Annotated in this window: 12 protein-coding genes; 11 read left to right on the plus strand and 1 reads right to left on the minus strand. The window is 36.4% G+C overall.

The window, feature by feature from the left end; translation table 11 throughout:
- The 10 genes from IPZ78_RS01625 (at position 1) to IPZ78_RS01670 (ending at position 17,433) form a co-directional block, all read left to right on the plus strand.
- On the plus strand, positions 1 to 1,866 hold the full coding sequence (locus tag IPZ78_RS01625; RefSeq protein WP_225551183.1) for a rhamnogalacturonan lyase: 1,866 nt from the start codon (positions 1 to 3) through the stop codon (positions 1,864 to 1,866).
- 6 nt (positions 1,867 to 1,872) lie between these two features.
- The gene (locus IPZ78_RS01630) at positions 1,873 to 2,640 is read left to right on the plus strand and encodes a rhamnogalacturonan acetylesterase (RefSeq protein ID WP_225551184.1); all 768 of its coding nucleotides are present in this window, start codon (positions 1,873 to 1,875) and stop codon (positions 2,638 to 2,640) included.
- A gap of 1 nt (position 2,641) precedes the next feature.
- On the plus strand, positions 2,642 to 3,427 hold the full coding sequence (locus IPZ78_RS01635) for a rhamnogalacturonan acetylesterase (protein WP_225551185.1): 786 nt from the start codon (positions 2,642 to 2,644) through the stop codon (positions 3,425 to 3,427).
- 135 nt (positions 3,428 to 3,562) lie between these two features.
- Positions 3,563 to 4,729 (plus strand): glycoside hydrolase family 88/105 protein, encoded by a 1,167-nt coding sequence (locus tag IPZ78_RS01640; protein WP_225551186.1) that lies wholly within the window; start codon positions 3,563 to 3,565, stop codon positions 4,727 to 4,729.
- A gap of 5 nt (positions 4,730 to 4,734) precedes the next feature.
- Positions 4,735 to 7,686 (plus strand): glycoside hydrolase family 2 protein, encoded by a 2,952-nt coding sequence (locus tag IPZ78_RS01645; protein ID WP_225551187.1) that lies wholly within the window; start codon positions 4,735 to 4,737, stop codon positions 7,684 to 7,686.
- A 5-nt stretch (positions 7,687 to 7,691) separates the two neighbouring features.
- Complete coding sequence (rhaM, locus tag IPZ78_RS01650) at positions 7,692 to 8,000, plus strand: L-rhamnose mutarotase (RefSeq protein ID WP_225551188.1); 309 nt, start codon at positions 7,692 to 7,694, stop codon at positions 7,998 to 8,000.
- Positions 8,001 to 8,003: 3 nt separating this feature from the next.
- Positions 8,004 to 10,748 (plus strand): glycosyl hydrolase, encoded by a 2,745-nt coding sequence (locus tag IPZ78_RS01655; RefSeq protein ID WP_225551189.1) that lies wholly within the window; start codon positions 8,004 to 8,006, stop codon positions 10,746 to 10,748.
- A gap of 107 nt (positions 10,749 to 10,855) precedes the next feature.
- Positions 10,856 to 11,887: a GntR family transcriptional regulator gene (locus tag IPZ78_RS01660; RefSeq protein WP_225551190.1), complete on the plus strand. Its 1,032-nt coding sequence runs from the start codon at positions 10,856 to 10,858 to the stop codon at positions 11,885 to 11,887.
- 279 nt (positions 11,888 to 12,166) lie between these two features.
- Positions 12,167 to 15,298, plus strand: a complete 3,132-nt coding sequence (locus IPZ78_RS01665) for a SusC/RagA family TonB-linked outer membrane protein (RefSeq protein ID WP_225551191.1) — start codon at positions 12,167 to 12,169, stop codon at positions 15,296 to 15,298.
- A gap of 35 nt (positions 15,299 to 15,333) precedes the next feature.
- Positions 15,334 to 17,433, plus strand: coding sequence for a RagB/SusD family nutrient uptake outer membrane protein (locus IPZ78_RS01670; RefSeq protein ID WP_225551192.1), 2,100 nt, complete (start codon positions 15,334 to 15,336; stop codon positions 17,431 to 17,433).
- Positions 17,434 to 17,510: 77 nt separating this feature from the next.
- On the opposite strand, the gene IPZ78_RS01675 is transcribed toward IPZ78_RS01670, so the two are convergent.
- Positions 17,511 to 18,104, minus strand: a complete 594-nt coding sequence (locus IPZ78_RS01675) for a hypothetical protein (protein WP_225551193.1) — start codon at positions 18,102 to 18,104, stop codon at positions 17,511 to 17,513.
- 474 nt (positions 18,105 to 18,578) lie between these two features.
- Between IPZ78_RS01675 and IPZ78_RS01680 the strand changes: the two genes are divergently transcribed.
- Positions 18,579 to 19,625 (plus strand): glycoside hydrolase family protein, encoded by a 1,047-nt coding sequence (locus IPZ78_RS01680; RefSeq protein WP_225551194.1) that lies wholly within the window; start codon positions 18,579 to 18,581, stop codon positions 19,623 to 19,625.
- Positions 19,626 to 19,639 lie beyond the last annotated feature (14 nt).

Consider the following 19,639-nt stretch of genomic DNA (forward strand, 5'->3'; position numbering starts at 1 on the left):
ATGTCAGGCTCACTTAGGTATTTTAGTTTGTCAGCTAGGTTATTGACCCTGCTTTTTGGCATGTTAATTTTCAATGCCGAGTGTGTTGCTCAGCGGAAAATGGAGTTTCTGGATAGAGGATTGGTAGGTGTTAAGACTAGTGACACATCCGTATTTCTTAGTTGGCGATTATTGGGGTCGGATGATTATACTATTGCTTTTAATCTTTATCGTCAATATGGTGATCAAAAGCGTGAAAAACTTAATTCCAGCTTACTTACTGAAGGTACAAATTTTGAGGATAGTAAGATAAAATCAGAGCAAGAGATCACTTATTTTTTAACCGTATTGGACGGGAAAAAGGAAGTGGAGGTAGGTCAATTTAAAATAGAAAAAAATCAAGACGTTCAATCATTTTTAAAATTACCATTACGTACTCCAATAGGATATACGCCAGGAGATATTTCCGTAGGTGATTTAGATGGAGATGGTAATTATGAATTAATTGTTCATCAAAATGGGATAGGACGTGATAATGCGCATAATGGGTTGACGTCTGATCCTATTTTGCAAGCCTATAAACTAGATGGTACACTTATCTGGGAAATTAATTTAGGTAAGAATATTCGTGAAGGGGCACATTACACCCAATTTATGGTATATGACTTAGATGGTGATGGAATTGCTGAGATAGTTTGTAAAACAGCTGATGGGACTAAAGATGGGGTAGGCAAATATGTTGGAGATGTAAAAGCGGATTGGCGTGATACTGTCCGTACATCACGTTTCTATGGGCGGATATTAGAAGGGCCAGAATACTTAACAGTATTTGATGGACGAACAGGAGCGGCAATTCATACAGTAGATTACCTGCCCGAAAGGGGAGATTTGATGTCATGGGGGGATCGTAATGCTAATCGAGGAGATCGCTATTTGGCGTGTGTTGCTTATTTAGATGGTAAGTCACCTTCTGTGATTATGACTCGAGGTTATTATGAACGAACAGCTTTAGTCGCTTGGGATTTCAAGAATAAAAAATTAGTCAGGAGATGGGTGTTCGATACTAAGGATCGTACGCATCCATTTTCTGGGCAAGGATATCATAATCTTTCTGTGGCTGATATTGATCAGGATGGAAAAGATGAAGTCATCTTTGGTTCTATGGTCGTTGATGATGATGGCACAGGTCTTTACAGTACACGACTTGGACATGGTGATGCGCTGCATGTGTCAGACTTCGACCCTAATCGTCCAGGATTGGAAATTTTTGGTATACATGAGCTTAAAGGAGGAAGAAAGGGAATAGGAGCTGCATTGCTTGATGCAAAAACTGGTGAAATTATATTTAAAGGAGCAATTGACCAAGATGTTGGTAGAGGAGTGGCCGCAAATATTGATCCCAATCATAAAGGAGCCTATATGTGGTGGGCCGGTTCAGGTAATTTATTTAATATGAAAGGTGAATCGATTGGAAGGGCGCCTAGATCGGCTAATTTTTTGATTTGGTGGGATGGGGATTTGAGTAGAGAATTATTGAATGGCAATTATATTGAAAAATACAACCATGGTAGAGTATTTACCGCTGAAGGTGCTATATCGATAAATGGAAGTAAAAGTACACCAAATTTATCAGCTGATATTTTGGGCGACTGGCGAGAAGAGTTGATTCTTAGGTCATCGGACAACCAATCTTTACGTATTTATACCACGATCATACCTACTTCGCATAGACTATATACATTGATGCATGATCCACATTATAGGGTAAGTGTTGCTTGGCAAAATGTTGGATACAATCAGCCTCCACATACGGGGTATTACTTAGGGACGGGAATGGATAAGCCAAATAAACCAAACATTAAAATAGCGCCTAATAGGAAAAAATAAAACAATATGAAAGTATTCAAACTATTGTTTATAACATTAATCGGTTTGGTAAGCCTGTCTTATTTAAAACCCAAACCTACGATTTATATTATAGGAGATTCTACCGTACGCAATAGTAATAAAGAATATTGGGGATGGGGGACTCTTTTCTCTGAATTTCTTGATACAGCAAAGATTCGGGTAAGCAATCATGCTATGGCGGGTCGAAGTACGCGCACTTTTGTCAAAGAAGGTCGTTGGGCTAAAGTTGATTCATCCATGAAAGCTGGAGATTATTTATTTATTCAGTTTGGTCATAATGAAGGTAGTAGTCCCGATACTTCTAGACGTGGATATAGAGGTGTGTTACGTGGTATTGGTCAAGATTCGGTTGTATTGGACTGGGGAAATAATCAATATGAAGTGGTTCGTACATATGGTGAGAATCTACGTAGAATGGTTAAACAAGCTAAAAGTAAGGGTGTTCAACCGATATTGTTCTCGATGATACCTAGAAATCAATGGGACGCTCAGGCGAAGGTCAAACGTGCAAATCAAGATTTTGGACTTTGGGCTAGACAAATAGCCGAAGCAGAACAGGTTCCATTTATAGATCTTAATGAGTTGACAGCTAAAAAATACGATCAATTAGGTGCAGAAGCCGTCAAGTCAAAATATTTCCCTGGAGACCACACGCATACCAACTATGATGGGGCAATGGAAAATGCTGCATCAGTGATCGACGGGTTAATTGCATTGAAGCATCCAATTATAAAATATTTAAATACTTTTTAAAATGATAAGGAATGTATTCATACTTGTGATAAGTATATTTTCAATTTTATTATTTAATTCCTTTGTACAGGACAGGAATAAACCTACACTATTTATCATTGGGGATAGTACCGTTAAAAATGGAAGAGGAGATGGCTCCAACGGGCAATGGGGTTGGGGAAGTTTCATCGGTGATTATTTTGATGATAATAAAATTAACGTTCGAAATCAGGCATTAGGAGGTACGAGTACGCGAACCTATTACAATAATCCAAAATTGTGGCAACAAGTATTGGATAATATCAAGCCTGGTGATTATGTGATCATTCAATTTGGACATAATGATTCAAGTCCAATAGTGGATACTTTGCGGGCACGTGGAACTATTAAGGGAAATAGCGATTCTTATGAAGAAGTTAGAAATCCTTTACTTAAGCAGACAGAAATGGTGTACAGTTATGGATTCTATCTTCGTCGATTTGTCAAAAACATACAAGACAAAGGAGCTATTCCTGTTATCTGTTCACCTATTCCAAGAAATTCTTGGGAGGATAATAAAGTGAAGAAATCGAATTATGCGGAGTGGGCACAAGAAGCAGCAGCACAAAGTGGAGCTTTTTTTATTCCTTTACAAGACATGATAATCAGTTCGTATGAGAAGGTAGGTCAAGATGTTGTCAAATCAACTTATTTTGGCACTAAGGATGCTACACATACGATCAAAGAAGGTGCTATTTTGAACGCAAAATTAGTAGCAGAAAATATAAAGAACAATAAAGAAATAGGACTTCGAAAATTTTTAAAATAATAAAATTTTCAGGACACTACAGGTTGCTGCTTTTACCAATTAGTTCTATAATAGTATTATAGAAAGATGACCAATACTTATGCATTTATACTTGAGGATGCATAATACCATACAAATACTACCTTAAAATTCAACATGAAAGGACAAAAAATAACAGGATTAGGACTGCTTTTATGTAGCATATTGCTAATAACGGCATGCGCCTCTAAAAGTAAAATTTCAAGAACTCCTACTTCTACTATGCAAAAAGAGGATGTATTATCTGTCTTACGCTCCACCAATAATTATTTTATGAATAAATGGCCTGATACAGGAAAACCATTATATACTACGCGTTGGCGCCCTAGTAATATTTGGACTAGAGGGGTATATTATGAAGGTTTGATGGCTTTATACAAAATAGACAAGGATCAGCGCTATTATGATTATGCGGTAGATTGGGGTGAAAATCATAAATGGGGATTACGCAATGGAACTAAAACCAGAAATGCCGATGATCAGACGTGTGGTCAAACTTATCTAGACCTTTACGAGATTGACCCAAAACCCGAACGTATTCGCGATATCAAAACAAATATTGACTATGTCATAGCTTCTGGAAAATACGACGATTGGACATGGATTGATGCTATTCAAATGGCTATGCCTGTATTTGCAAAATTGGGTGTCATGTATAAAGATCCAAAATATTTTGACTACATGTATAAGATGTACGCATATTCAAAAAATGTTGAAGGTGGAGGTTTATACAATAAAAAAGATAAACTATGGTGGCGCGACAAAGATTTTGTTCCACCTTACAAAGAGCCTAATGGTGAGGATTGTTATTGGTCTCGTGGCAATGGTTGGGTCGTTGCAGCATTGGTTCGTGTATTAGATTTAATTCCAGAAAATGAAAATCATAGAGCAGAATATCTTCAAGATTATAAAGAACTAATGGAAGGTTTATTAGCTTGTCAACGCGAGGATGGTTTCTGGAATGTAAGTTTACATGATCCGACCAATTATGGAGGAAGAGAAACTTCGGGTACAGCACTTTTCGTTTATGGAATGGCTTGGGGTATCAATAACGGGCTTTTGGATGATAAAATATACCGTCCTGCCATGGAGTTAGCGTGGAATGCGATGGTCAAAGAAGCGATTCATCCTTCTGGATTTTTGGGGTATTTGCAAGGCACGGGTAAAGAGCCTAAAGACGGTCAGCCTGTGAGTTTTTCTTCCGTTCCAGATTTTGAAGATTATGGTTTGGGCTGTTTTCTTTTAGCAGGAACCGAAGTATACAAATTAATCGCTAATAACTAATTCTGATGAAACCTAAATACCTGATATTTTTATTTTTACTATTTATAACGTATTATTCAAATGCACAAGATAGTAAAGTATATAGCTTGAATGCTGAATGGCGAATACATGTTGGCGATATTGACAAAGCACAGGATGTAGCATTTAATGATTCCACGTGGAAACAAGTGACCCTACCATATGCTTGGAATGAAGATGAAGCTTTTGCAAAACCCATACATCTTCACAGTACAAATGTGGTGTGGTATCGCAAGAGACTTGCCTTGCCGACAAATGTACCTTTGGAAAAAGTTTTTCTTGAGTTTGAGGGGGTGCGTCATGGTGCGCAAATCTATGTAAATGGCGAATATGTCGGTATTCATGAGAATGGCGTAATGGCTTTTGGTCTGGATATTTCTAAAGTATTAAATCGAAAGGGTGAAAATATTATTGCTGTACGTACAGATAATAGTTGGTCGTACAGAGAGAAAGCGACCAATAGTACTTACCAATGGAATGATAAAAATTTCAATGCTAACTATGGTGGTATGCCTAAAAATGTATGGATACATTTCAAGCCTAGTGTTTATCAGACGCTACCGTTATACTCTAATTTGGGAACTACAGGGGTATACACTTACGCGAAAAATATTGATATCAAGAAGCGTAAATTAGATTTATTCGTAGAATCGGAAGTAAAAAATGAGACGAATGCTGCACAAAGTGGAAAATATATCGTTGAAGTACGCGATGCTAAAAACGTATTAGTAAAGGAATTCGAACAAATATATACAATTGCAGCAGGTGAGACTAAGGTATTGCAAGCGAAAGATGTATTACAAAACGTTAATTTTTGGAATTGGGGTTACGGCTATTTATATACTATTACCTCAAAAATCACTAACCCAAATAATGTAATGGACGTCGTGGAAACAAAGACAGGTTTCCGAAAAACGGCTTTTCGAAATGGTATGGTCTATCTCAACGATCAAGTACTGATGATGAAAGGTTACGCACAGCGTACAAGTAACGAATGGCCTGCTGTAGGATTATCTGTAGCACCATGGTTAAGTGACTTTAGTAATAAATTGATGGTAGAGAGTAATGCCAATTTAGTACGATGGATGCACGTAACCCCATGGAGGCAAGATGTTGAATCGTGTGATCGAGTAGGTTTGATGCAGATGTTGCCAGCCGGAGATGCAGAGCGCGATGTGACAGGACGACGATGGGAGTTGCGCACTGAATTGATGCGTGATGCAATTATTTATTACCGTAATAATCCAAGTGTTTTGATGTATGAATGTGGTAATGAATCGATTTCTGAAGCACACATGGCAGAGATGATTGCTATTAGAGACCAATATGATCCGCATGGAGATAGAGCTATTGGTTCTAGGGAAATGTTAGATAGTAAATTAGCAGAATATGGAGGAGAGATGTTGTACATTAATAAAAGTGCAAGACATCCAATGATTGCTACAGAATATATGCGCGATGAGGCTTTGCGTAAATATTGGGATGAGTTCACTTATCCTTATCACAAAAATGGAGAAGGGCCACTGTACAAAGGAAATGATGCTAGTTCATATAATAGAAATCAAGATTCTTTTGCCGCAGAAGCAGTACATAGATGGTATGAGTATTACAAAGTTCGTCCAGGAACAGGTGCACGCGTGAGTTCTGGTGGTTTAAATATCATTTTTTCGGACTCTAATACACATTATAGGGGTAAAGAAAATTACCGCAGAAGTGGCGAGGTCGATCCAATGCGTATTCCTAAGGACGCTTTTTATGCACATCAGGTCATGTGGAATGGTTGGGTAGAGTCTGACCCTTCAGGTCTTCATATTGTAGGACATTGGAATTATAAAGAAGGAACGATAAAAGATGTTTTCGTAGTATCTGCAGGTGAAAAAGTGGATTTATTTATCAATGATAATAAGATTGGTGAAGGTGAAAGATCGTCACATTTTTTATATACATTCTCAGCTGTAAAATACCAAAAGGGAACACTAAAGGCTGTTTCTTATGACGCTAGCGGTAAAGTGTTGAATGAAAAAGTAATCAAAACGGCTGGAGAGCCATACCGAGTTAAGTTGAATTATCAGCATGGTAAGAATGGGTTGTTCGCAGATGGCAATGACATGGTAATGGTGGACGTTGAAGTCGTTGATAAAGATGGGAACCGTTGTCCGACAGCGACCAATATGATTGATTTTAAATTCGATGGACCAATGGAGTGGCGAGGAGGAATAGCTCAAGGGTCTAATAATTATATTTTGTCAGAATCTTTACCTGTAGAAGCCGGAATCAACAGAGTTTTATTACGCACAATATTTAATAAAACAGGAAATGTTAGGCTTTCCGCTCATGCAAATGGTTTATTGTCAGATGAACTTTCGTGGTCTGTTGAGCCCATTGTAAGTAATAATGGGGTATTTGTAAAATCTTCGAAAAATAATCTTCCTTCCAACTTAGATAGAGGAGAAGGATTGTCAGAATCACCTTTGAAAATCAAACGTATAACATTGCCAATTAAATCTGCTGTTGCTGGAGCTAATCAAGATAAAGTGAAAGGATCCTTTGATGATAATGAGCTTACCGATTGGGTGAATGATGGTAAAATGCAATCAGCATGGATTGAGTATACACTCGCAAAAGCTGAGTTTATAGACGAAATTGATATCAAACTTAACAATTTTAGATCTAGAGCTTATCCTTTAGAAATATATGTGGATGGTAAACTGATAGCCGATATTACGACGAAGACAACGTTAGGGTATTACACTATTGTGATACCAAGAACTAAAGGTAAGAAGGTGAAAATAAAACTTAAGGGATCCACTTACATTGCTGAAGTGAATAAACACGCTGAAATAGGAGGTAAGAAGTTGGATGATGGCGTAGCAAGAGATGATGCCAACGCAAAGGGTAATTTAAGTATAATAGAAATAGATATTCACAAAAAAATATAATCACCATGAAGGTAGCATTTAAGATGAAATTGAAGCCTGGTATGAAGGATGAGTATCAGCGACGTCATGCAGAAATTTGGCCTGAATTGGTGGAGTTGTTAAAGAAAAGTGGGATTTTTGATTATACTATATTCTTAGACGAAGAGACAGGTGTATTGTTTGCTGTTCAGCAATTATCTGGCAACTCTTCACAAGAATTGGGTAATGAAGAAGTAGTACAAAGATGGTGGAAATATATGGCTGACATTATGGAAACCAACGCTGATTTTTCACCGACATCAAGTGCATTAATACCTATGTTTCATTTAGATTAAGTCATGTTAAAAAAAAATATATTCTTACTACTATTATGTAGCGGCTTGAGTACTTTTCAAGCATTTTCACAAGATTTTTGGCCACAGGTGACAAAAGAAATGAAACCTTGGACACGATGGTGGTGGATGGGGTCGGCTGTTGATAAGCCCAACCTAGAGCGCGAGTTGCAATTAATTGAAAAGGCAGGGTTCGGCGGTGTCGAAGTCACACCGATTTATGGTGCCAAAGGCTTTGAAAAAAGATATATTAGCTTCTTGTCTGATAAGTGGATGGATATGTTGAAAGTCACAACAGATCAATCGGCCAAATTGGGTATTGGAGTAGATATGAATTTGGGAACAGGATGGCCTTTTGGTGGTCCCCAGGTAGATCAACAGTTTACCGCAACAAAACTTTTTCTGGATGAAGTTGATTTAAAGAAAGGAGAAAAACTTACATTCCCGTTACGAGTTAGTGATAAAAAACAAACATTAAGCAATTTGCAAGCTCTTCGGGCATTCAGTTCCAAGGGGGAGGAGATCAATCTTGACCAATATCTTTCAGCACAGACTGGTGAATGGCTGGCTCCTGAAGATGTAAAAGTGTACGCTTTATTCACAGGTCGTACGAGGCAGTTGGTCAAAAGAGCAGCACCGGGAGGTGAGGGCTTTACATTAGATCATTTAGGTAAAGAATCTTCACAACGCTATTTTGATCATTTTGCAGGAGTGTTTAGAGGAAGAGATCTTAATATTCGTTCATTTTTTAATGATAGTTACGAAGTATATGGTGCCAATTGGACTGACTCTTTCTTGTCAAAGTTTGCGAAAATCAAAGGATATAAATTAGAGGATCATTTATTAGATTTTTCGGGAAAAGGTACAGATAAGAATAGAGAATCACGAATTAAGTCAGATTATAGAGAGGTAGTGAGTTTGATTTTGAAAGAGAATTTTCTACAACCATTTACGGTGTTTTCAAACAATCATAAGGCTTTATCGCGTAATCAGGCTCATGGATCACCAGGAAATCTAATTGATTTGTATGCGAGTACAGATATAGCGGAATGTGAAACTTTTGGTTCCAGTTCTTTTAATATACCTGGTTTAAGACGTGATACGCAAGATATCCGTAATGTAGATCCTGATCCTATGATGTTCAAGTTTGCTTCTTCAGCGACACATCTTTCGGGCAAGAAATATACCTCTTCTGAGACTTTTACATGGCTCACTGAGCACTTCAAAACTGCCCTATCGCAAGCTAAACCAGAAGTAGAACAATTGTTTCTTTCAGGCGTAAATCATGTGTTTTATCATGGTACAACATTTACACCACAAGATGTAGCGTACCCAGGATGGCTGTTTTATGCTTCTACAAACTTTACCACTAGTAACTCATTTTGGGATCATTTACCTGGTTTGAATAGTTATGTGACACGTGTACAATCTATTTTACAATCTGGTAAGGCTGATAATGAATTATTAATCTATTGGCCAATTTATGATGTTTGGCATGATACCAAGAGTGCTTTTAAGACATTGGGTGTTCATCATGTTGATGACTGGTTGCACCCTACTTCATTCTACAAACAAAGTGTTAGATTACAAAGACAAGGATATAGTTTTGACTTTGTTTCAGATGCATTTATTCAAAAAACCAATGTATTGAATAACAAGTTGTTGGTTTCAGCAGAGTCAAATCCTTATAAGGCTATTTATGTGCCTGAAACTAAGTATTTCTCTCTAGCTACATTCAAAAAACTATTAGAACTAGCGAATAATGGAGCTACCATAATTTTCGAATCATTACCAACAGATGTTGAGGGGTATCAAAATTATGATGCACGTAAAAAGGAGTTGTTAGATCAGATAGCTTTATTGAAGTTTAAGTCAGATTTAGATAATCAATATACCAAATACGGTAAAGGCAAAGTTTATTTGACTAAGGATGTAACATCAGCTTTGGAAACAGAAAATCTATTTGCAGAGCGTTTAGCGCGTTCAGGATTGAAATACGTGCGACGCGCTGTTGGTGAGGATGTTTATTATTACCTGGTGAACCACGGTAATAAAACTGTAGATCAAAAGTTTCAATTGAATAATGTTAGAAAACACTACAGTTTGATGGATCCACAGACTGGAAAAGTTTTTGATTTGCCCGTTGATGATGATATGATACGTTTACAAATTCCGGCAGGATATGCTTGGATTGTATTAGCTTCTAATCAAAAAAGTACAAAAAACAGCTATTCGTATATAAATGCACTGCAAGAGGAAAATGTTTTTGACAATCCATGGAAGCTATCATTTATCAAAGGAGGACCAAAAATTCCTAAAGCTACAACTCTTAACAAACTTAGTTATTGGACTGCGTTAAATACAGCCGAAGTGTCTACTTTTTCAGGAATTGGAGCATATGAAACAACGATAAGTCTTGATAAAAAGGGGGACAAATCATATCTGTTGCAGTTGGGGGATGTAGGAGAGAGTGCGCGAGTAATTGTCAACGGTGTTGATGCAGGCGTTTTATGGGCGAACCCTTATCAAGTTGAAATTGGAGATTTACTTAAAACAGGGCAAAATACTGTACGTATAGAGGTTGCTAATTTGATGGCAAATCGCATGCGTGATCTTGATAAAAACAAAGTAAAATGGAAAAATTATCATGAAATTAACTTTGTTAATATAAATTATAAAGAGTTTGATGCTAGTGAATGGAAGGTAATGGACAGCGGTCTTAATGGTCCTGTTAAATTATTCAGTTATTAAAAAATAGATTTAATCGTATTTGACTAATTCAAATAAAAGTTAATGGAAGTTTGTTAGTGTAAGAAAATTATATTTTCTTTATGCTAACACTACCATTTATCAAAGCCATGAGCAGTTCTTCGTTTAATAAAAATATACAGATCAATGACTTTTCATCGACACCGAAATATATCCAACTAGTGGATGCTGTGATCGACGGAGTGAGAAATAGTTCATTAAAACAGGGGGATATTTTGCCTTCTATTAATGAGTTAAGTATATTTTTAGACATTTCAAGAGATACTGTAGAAAAGGGATACAAGCAATTAAAGAGCTTAGGAATTATTTCATCTACGCCAGGTAAGGGTTATTTTGTAGCGAAAACTGACGTAGGTAAAAAATTAAAAATCGCTTTATTCTTAAATAAGCTTAGCGCACATAAAAAGATTGTGTATGATTCTTTTGTTAAAGAATTAGGTGAAGATGCATCACTAGATTTATTTGTGTATAATAGTGATATTTCCCATTTAAGACGTCTTTTGCTTAATTTGAATAAGCAATATGATCGTTACGTTGTATTTCCTCACTTCAAGGAAGGACGTGATCAAGCACCTGAGGTATTATCCTTGTTGCCTGAAGAAAAATTAATGTTACTAGGTAAGCACATCGAGGGCATTAGTGATAATGTGGATTGTGTGTATGAGAATTACGAAAAGGATATCTATGAGGCTTTAGAAAAGTTTTTAGAACCTCTTTCCCGTTATCAAATGATTAAGCTTGTATTTCCAGATAATAGTGATTACCCCAAAGCTATTATTAAGGGATTTTATAAATTTTGCAATCAATATGCATTTGATCATCTTTTGGTAGGTAATCTGGCAAAAGAGCCTATTAAAAAAGGTGAATGTTATATCAATTTGGCAGAAGATGATTTGGAACTCCTTTTAGAAAAAAGTATTAAAAAGGGATACAAAATTGGAAAGGATATTGGTGTGATTTCGTATAACGAAACTGCTCTTAAGAAGTTTATCCTCAATGGTATAGCAACCATTTCTACTGATTTTGATTTAATGGGTAAGTATGCTGCCCAAATCATAAAAAATAATGAGAAAAAACAATTAGAAGTCCCTTTCTATGTGAATTTGCGCCCTTCTATATAATTTATAATAGTTAGTTATATGGTGTCGGACAGGACATTACAGGATGCCAATTCTGTCTTATCTTGTTAAATTTAGGCGTATGATTATGAAGATAATCTATGATAAACAATTTAAATCTATAATTTTTTCTATCTACTAATAGAGAATTATTCTTTTATTAATTAACAAAATGTAATGATTTCAAGTCTATGTCTTGTCATGTTTTGTGGGCTTTAATTAATAAATATTGGATTAAAAACTATCAAGCGATAATCAAAAATAAACTTTTTATTCTATAAGATGAGAAAACAAACTAAACCATTTTTTCAAATGACATGTAGTATACGAGCGTCATTGCTCTTCTACTTTATGGTCATTTGTTTACTTCCGAGTTTTGGACAAAATCTGGTGACAGGGAAAGTCACAGATTCTTTCGGAAATCCTATTGAAAGTGTAACAGTTATTGTAAAAGGTACATCCAAAACAGTTTCAACAAATAGTACAGGTCAGTATAGTATTGATGCTCCCAATAATGGTGTCTTGAGTTTCAGGGTCATAGGGTATTCCTCCCTCGAAGAGTCTATTTCTGGACGTAAGACAATCAATGTACAATTGCAAAGTGAAAATGTTGAAGTCGATGAGGTCGTGGTAGTGGGGTATAATGTGGTGAGAAAATCAGATGTAACAGGCGCGGTTGCAAGTATTGGAGAAAAAGAATTAAAGGCTATGCCTGTTAAAGATGCTTTACAAGCTATGCAGGGTAAAACTGCAGGTGTGGATATTACTTCAAACCAACGCCCAGGTACAACAGGAAGTATTACTATTCGTGGTTTAAGATCGTTATCTGCAACGAATAGCCCCTTGTATGTTGTGGATGGTATGCCGTTGCAAGGTAGTGGTATCGAAAATATTAACCCTTCAGATATTGAAACAATAGATATCTTGAAGGATGCTTCTGCTACTGCGGTCTATGGTTCTCGTGGAGCAAATGGTGTGGTACTAGTAACAACAAAAAAAGGAAAAAAGGGTAAAGTATCGTTGAATTATGCAGGAACAACTACATCTGAAAAGATGATAGATGTGACGGAATATATGAGTGCTGCAGAGTGGCTTGATTATGCCCGATTGGCAAAAACAAAGTCTACAATACCTTCGTACAGTGCTGATTTGGCACGTTGGGGATCAGTTGCATCTTCATGGGCAAATATTGCAAAGGGATGGACTGAGAATAATACAGTATGGGACCCTAGTCTAGTAGGAGAATTTGACTGGGCAGAAGTGGGCAGAAAAAATGCATTGTCAACAGAACATACGTTAAGTGTTTCGGGCGGAAATGAAGTTTCTCAAGGCTATGGGTCTTTTGGTTATTTAAAGCAGGATGCCACGCAACCGGGTCAATTATATGAGAGATTTACTTCAAAAATTAGTTTTGAAGCCTCACCTACAAAATGGTTTACGATGGGGGCTAATTTAAATCTAGCATATGGAAATCAAGATTACGGTTACAGTTTCACAAAATCTGTTACAGGTGCTGGAGATTATTATCATGCGCTTCGTGCAATGTTACCATGGACAGTCCCTTATGATGATAACGGAAATTACATAAGAAATCCTGCAGCTGGAGATATAAATATTATCAACCCGATTAATGAATTAGATCACAATACTAATCGAAGAGAAAGTTTAGTTGCTTCTGGAAGCTTCTTTGGTCAAATAGATTTGGGTAATATTTTTTCCCCTTTGAAAGGCTTACGCTATAAAGTGCAATTCGGACCAGAGTATAGACATCACCGTCTTGGTATAGCAAATGCAGCAGAAGGTATCAATGGTGATGGAAATAATGCGGTTACATACAGTCCAGAGAGAACACTAGCATGGACATTGGATAACTTGATCTTTTACGATCGTAATTTTGGTGAAGATCACCGTTTAGGATTAACATTCTTACAATCTGCTTCTGCAACTAATTATGAAAATGCAAACATGCGTGCCACAGATGTGTACAGTGCCCGTGAATTGTGGTATAATATTGCTTCAGGTGGCTTTAATGGATCCTATGGTACAGGTTTGCGTGAAACGCAATTAGAGTCTTATTTAGCACGTTTGAATTATATATACAAAGACAAATATATCCTAACAGCTTTTACTCGTTGGGATGGATCATCTGTATTAGCTCCTGGTTATCAGTGGGATTCATTTCCTTCTGTATCACTTGCTTGGCGAATAGATAAAGAGAATTTTATGCAAAATGCATCATTTGTGAATGCATTGAAATTAAGAGCAGGTATGGGAGTAGTGGGTAATCAAGGAATTGGAGCATATGCATCTAAAGGTGGGTTAACTCAAATTTTTTACAATTGGGGTACGACAAGTTCATCTCCAGGGTATGTAGCTTCCGATCCTTCAGCAGCAAATCCACAAAAAATGGCAAATCCAGCTTTAGGATGGGAACGTACGACACAATTCAATGTTGGTGTTGATTATGGATTTTTAAATAACAGAATCAATGGTGCCGTGGACTTCTACAGTACCAAGACTAATGATTTATTGTTAGCAATGTCTATTCCTTCTATCCTTGGGTATGTTTCTACGAATGCCAATGTAGGTAAAACAAAAGGTTGGGGTGTTGATCTTCAAATTAACACAGTTAATATCCAAAAAGAAGATTTCCAATGGAGTACCTCATTGACATGGTCAAAAGATAGAGGAGAAATTGTATCTCTAAGTAATGGAAGAAGTGAGGATGTTGCAAATCTATGGTTTACAGGTCGCGAGATGGCTGTAGCTTACGATTTGGTATATGATGGTATTTGGAAAACTTCTGAAGAAGCTGAGGCTGCAAAATTTGGTAGAAAACCTGGGCAAATTCGTGCAAAAGATATAAGTGGTCCTGATGGAGTTCCTGATGGAAAAATTGATCTTAGTAATGATAGACAAATTATTGGGTCTTATCGTCCAGATTGGTCTGGAGGTATATCAAATACCTTCAATTACAAAAATTTTGAACTTTCATTCTTTATTTATTCGAGATGGGGATTCTTAGTAAATGCTGGAGCAGCGACATTGGATGGTCGTTATATGCAACGTAAACTTGATTACTTCATTCCAGAGGTAAATGAAGATGCTGAATACTATTTGCCAGGATCTAATGGTGAGGCAGCAGATACATACAGTAGTTCTATGAATTATAAAGATGGATCGTTTATTAAGCTTCGTAACGTAAGTTTTGGATATAATTTTCCAGCAGGAAAGCTTCAAAAGATTGGTGCTAATACTATAAAAATCTATGGGCAACTAATGAATCCAGCCATGCTTTATTCTAAAATAGATTTCTTAGATACTGATCTTTCTAATTATAACAATAATTCAAATCAGATAGGCTCATCTATTACAACTAGAGGATTTGTATTAGGGCTTAGCGTAGGATTTTAGTAGTGAAGTAGATAGTATTGATAAAATTGAAAGAAATGAAAAAAAGAAATTATAACATACTCATTGCGACTATTGTAGGAGCAAGCTTGATGACATTTTTAGAGTCTTGTAGCAAAGACTTTTTAAAAGAAGAACAATTAAGTCCACCAAGTACACATATATTTACTACCCAACAAGGATTGGATGATTTATCGACCGGTGTTTATTCTAAATTGAAATTTAAATTTAATTATACATGGGGAATGGGATTATACAATCTAGGCGTAGATGAATTCACTGATGCCAATAACGCCTCACCAAGTTTTAATAGTTACAGTACAGATTTAAATCCATCTGAAGTTACTTATGGAGGGGCTAATATTGCACCATTATGGGACAATATGTATTCAGGAATCGAATCTGCAAATACATTAATTCAAAATGTACCGCTCCATTATGACAAATCAAGTAGTAATTATGATATTCGATTGGGTGAGGGGTATTTTATGCGGGGATATTTTTATCTGCAATTACTTACGCAATTCGGAGGAGTACCATTAAAATTAACACCATCTGAAGGAGTAAGTACTTATTTTAAACGCAACACAGAGCAAGAAGTCTTTGCTCAAGTTATTGCTGATTTGGAAGAAGCTTATAAATTATTAAAGCCAGCAGGTACAGAATTTGGACGTGTGACCAAATGGGCCGCTGCACATTATTTAGCCAAAGCGCATTTGACACGAGCTAGTGAACTGTATAGTGGTTGGAACACAAACTCTGTGGGTGCGGATCTAGATGCGGTAATTAAATATGGTACCGAAGTAGTGAACGCGCATCCTTTAGTAAATAACTATACGGACCTATGGGATTACCAAAAGGCTAATAGTCCCAATGAACGAGTGACAGAGGTCGTATTATCAGCTCAGTTTTCTGATGACCAAGCTACCTGGGGTCGTTATGGAAATCAAATACACTTGTATTACCCTGCTGTATATCAGGATTTGGCAGGTACTAACCGCGATATTTCTGGAGGTCGTGAATTTTCATATTCTAGATCGACAAATTATACTTTAGATGTATTTGATCGTGTCAATGACTCGCGTTTTTGGAAATCCTTCATTACGACGTATGGGGCTAACAACTCAGCTGCAGCACCCGCATGGACAGCTGCGCAGGCGGCAATAGGCCCTCCAGGAACAGTAGAGGGCGCTAAGCGTTTTAAAGGAGGTGAATTGGCTATTAAGTATATTGTTAATAATGCAGGAGATAATCGCTATACAAAGGTTGGAACAGATCTTACTTCCGTTGCTAAAGGTGGTGTAATGCAAAATACGCATACATTTGCGCGTTATTTTCAAGGCGAATCACAAGCTTGGGTTGGTCAACACGGTAATTATGGATATTTCCTAGCTCAAGGAACGAGTACTCATTCGAGATATGTAGCATTATCTAAATTTCGTGATGGTTATCGTATAAATATTGCTTCTCAATTTGGTACACGTGATGCTATTATGGCACGTTCGGCCGAGGATGTTCTGATGGTTGCAGAAGCATATGTTCGTAAAGGTGAAGGGCAGTACGCGAATGCTATTACTTGGATCAATAGATTAAGAAATCGTGCAGCATTTAAGGATGGAGAGGATCGTACTAAGCATGTTGATGGCGGACAAGCCTATTTAAATAATCAATATGCAACAGGTAAAGGTGGTGGTTACTCTGCTAATGGTGCTGTTTATTTTACGAAAAACACCTATTATGAGTCTAATAATGATATGCCTATAACTACGGCTGCTACAACTAATAACCTTGTCATTAATTCAGTAAATGATATCTATAATTCACCAGTAGATGTTCCGATATATAATAAAATTGGAGCAACAACCAACGAACAAAAGATGTTAAATTTCATTTTGAATGAGCGTACACGTGAATTATGTGGTGAATTATACCGTTGGGAAGATTTGGTGCGTACTAAAACATTAGAATCTCGTTGGAAAGCATTTAATGATGGTTTTGTAAGGGGCAATTCAGTATTTAACTCAAATACTCATTATTACCGCCCAATTCCGCAATCTTTCCTAGATGCAATCACGAATGAAAATGGTCAAGCATTATCACCTGCTGAAAAGCAAGCTATGCAAAATCCAGGTTATTAATTATAATAGTTACACTAAAAGCAAAAGCCAACTTAAACATTAAGTTGGCTTTTGCTTTTAGTCGTTAAGTCTAGAGACTACGAATCTCTTCGCATTTGTTCGTCTAGTAATTGTCTTTTCAATTTTTGTTCAGCTTCCATTGCTTTCTTTTTATAAGCTTGGAACTCGTTTTGAACTTCTTCTGCAGTTTTTTGGTGTTCTACTGCATCTACTTTGGCTTTTCTGAAAGTAATCAAAGTAATAAAAAATGCTATTGATAAGACTCCAATGATTGACCAAACTAGTGTATGATAAGCAGGCTTAGCAAAGCTCATTCCCATGAATGAAATACTATCCGTTTTAGATTGTTCAATTTTAAGATTTTCAGATAAGTTGGTTACAGAATCTTTCAATAACTGAACTTGCTGAACTGAAGATGAAGAATTCGACTTAAGGGCTGCTAATTCTTTGGTGTACTTCGAAATGGAATCCGCTACATTTTTTTGAATGATCTCAACATTAGATTTACGGATTACTTTGAAATCTGCATCTTGACTTCGAGATTGTAGAAGTAAAGCTTGAAATTGAGCGTTTAAAGGTAGGTTAGATTGCAACTTCTGTTGTAAGGTTAGTTGCGCAAAAGTAGAAATAGAAACAAAAAATAATATAACTGATAAAGATAATTTGTACATAGTAATAAGTGTTCGATACGTGTTCACGTAAAGTTGTTAAATTATTTGATGAATTACAAAAAATGAGCCTTTAAAGTTTAATTAAACTTAAAAATGTGTAGTGTTTTTTGCTAAACTCTTATCTAATTGTCTAGAACTTGAGATTAATTTTACTATTATTTATAAGATATTTTGTTAAAAATTAAGACTGCATTTTTGCGTAACTAAGATGTTATTTTCAGAATGGTAGGAAAGGATATATATTGGTGTCTATAACCTATACTACCAACAGAAACCTTATGAAAAATTTCAGGTAAAAATTCTGAGTATTATATCGCTTCATGTAACAATGTGGAGATAAATCTGCTTTAAAGTGTTGTTTAGTGTACTCTTTCAGGACACAGCAGGATACATATGGGATTGTGTTTTGGTATTTTAGAAAAACGATAACCAAATATTTTGAATAAAATAATGTTTAATGAATTTAAAGAACCAATGCTTACTAGGAAAAAATTTCTAGTATCAGTCGGTGTATTGTGTGCATCCACAGCATTTGGATTCTCTAGTTCTGAAAAGCAATCATACTTTAATCTGAAACCAATAGGGCGTACTTTTTATTTGCCGGAGTATTTCGTATGGTGTTCGTCTCCAATATGGGGTAAGGATAATAAGGTTTATTTATTTTATTCCAGATGGCGTAAGGATAAAGGGATGAGCGGCTGGATAAATGGTTCGGAAATTGGATATGCCATCGCCGATTCTCCATTACATGAATTTGTACATCAAGATGTTATAATTGCACCTAGGGTTGGCTATTGGGATAGTACGACATGTCATAACCCCTTGATAAAGGAGTTTAACGGTAAATACTATCTATACTACATGGGCAATAGTAATGGAAAAACTTCGACGAAGCATATCGGGGTAGCCTATTCGGATAGTTTGAATGGACCATGGAAAAGATTGGATGAGCCTATATTGATGCCAGGTACTGAAGGTGCATGGGATGATCATTGTACGACTAATCCAGCTGTGATGCTAGGTAATGACAATAAGTATTGGTTGTATTATAAATCTTGGAATACGGCTGAATACCTACAAGCTTCTGGAAGCGTTCGTGGCAATAGAAAGTATGGATTGGCAAAATCGGACAGTCCGCTAGGTCCTTTTGTGAAAGATGTTGATAATCCAATTATTGATTTTTCGAACAGACCAAACAATGCTCAGGTAGAGGATGCATACATCTGGAACGATAATAAAGGATATCATTTGATCGCTCGAGATATGGGTTTCTACAATCATGAATATGGATTGTACATGTATTCGAGAGATGGTAAAAAATGGACAGAGCCTAAAGTTTCCTATCTCAACATGGCAGCTTATATCAAAGAAGAGAACCCGACAAATCTTAAGCGTTTTGGTCGACTAGAAAGACCGATGCTTTTGCAAAAGAATAATAACGGCAAACCACAATTTTTATTTGGAGCAACTCAAGGAGGTATCGGTCATACTGCTACTACTTTTGTATTTCAAATTTTATAATCAAAAAATTTAAA

The organism is Sphingobacterium bovistauri, assembly GCF_020295405.1.
GTDB classification, from domain to species: domain Bacteria; phylum Bacteroidota; class Bacteroidia; order Sphingobacteriales; family Sphingobacteriaceae; genus Sphingobacterium; species Sphingobacterium bovistauri.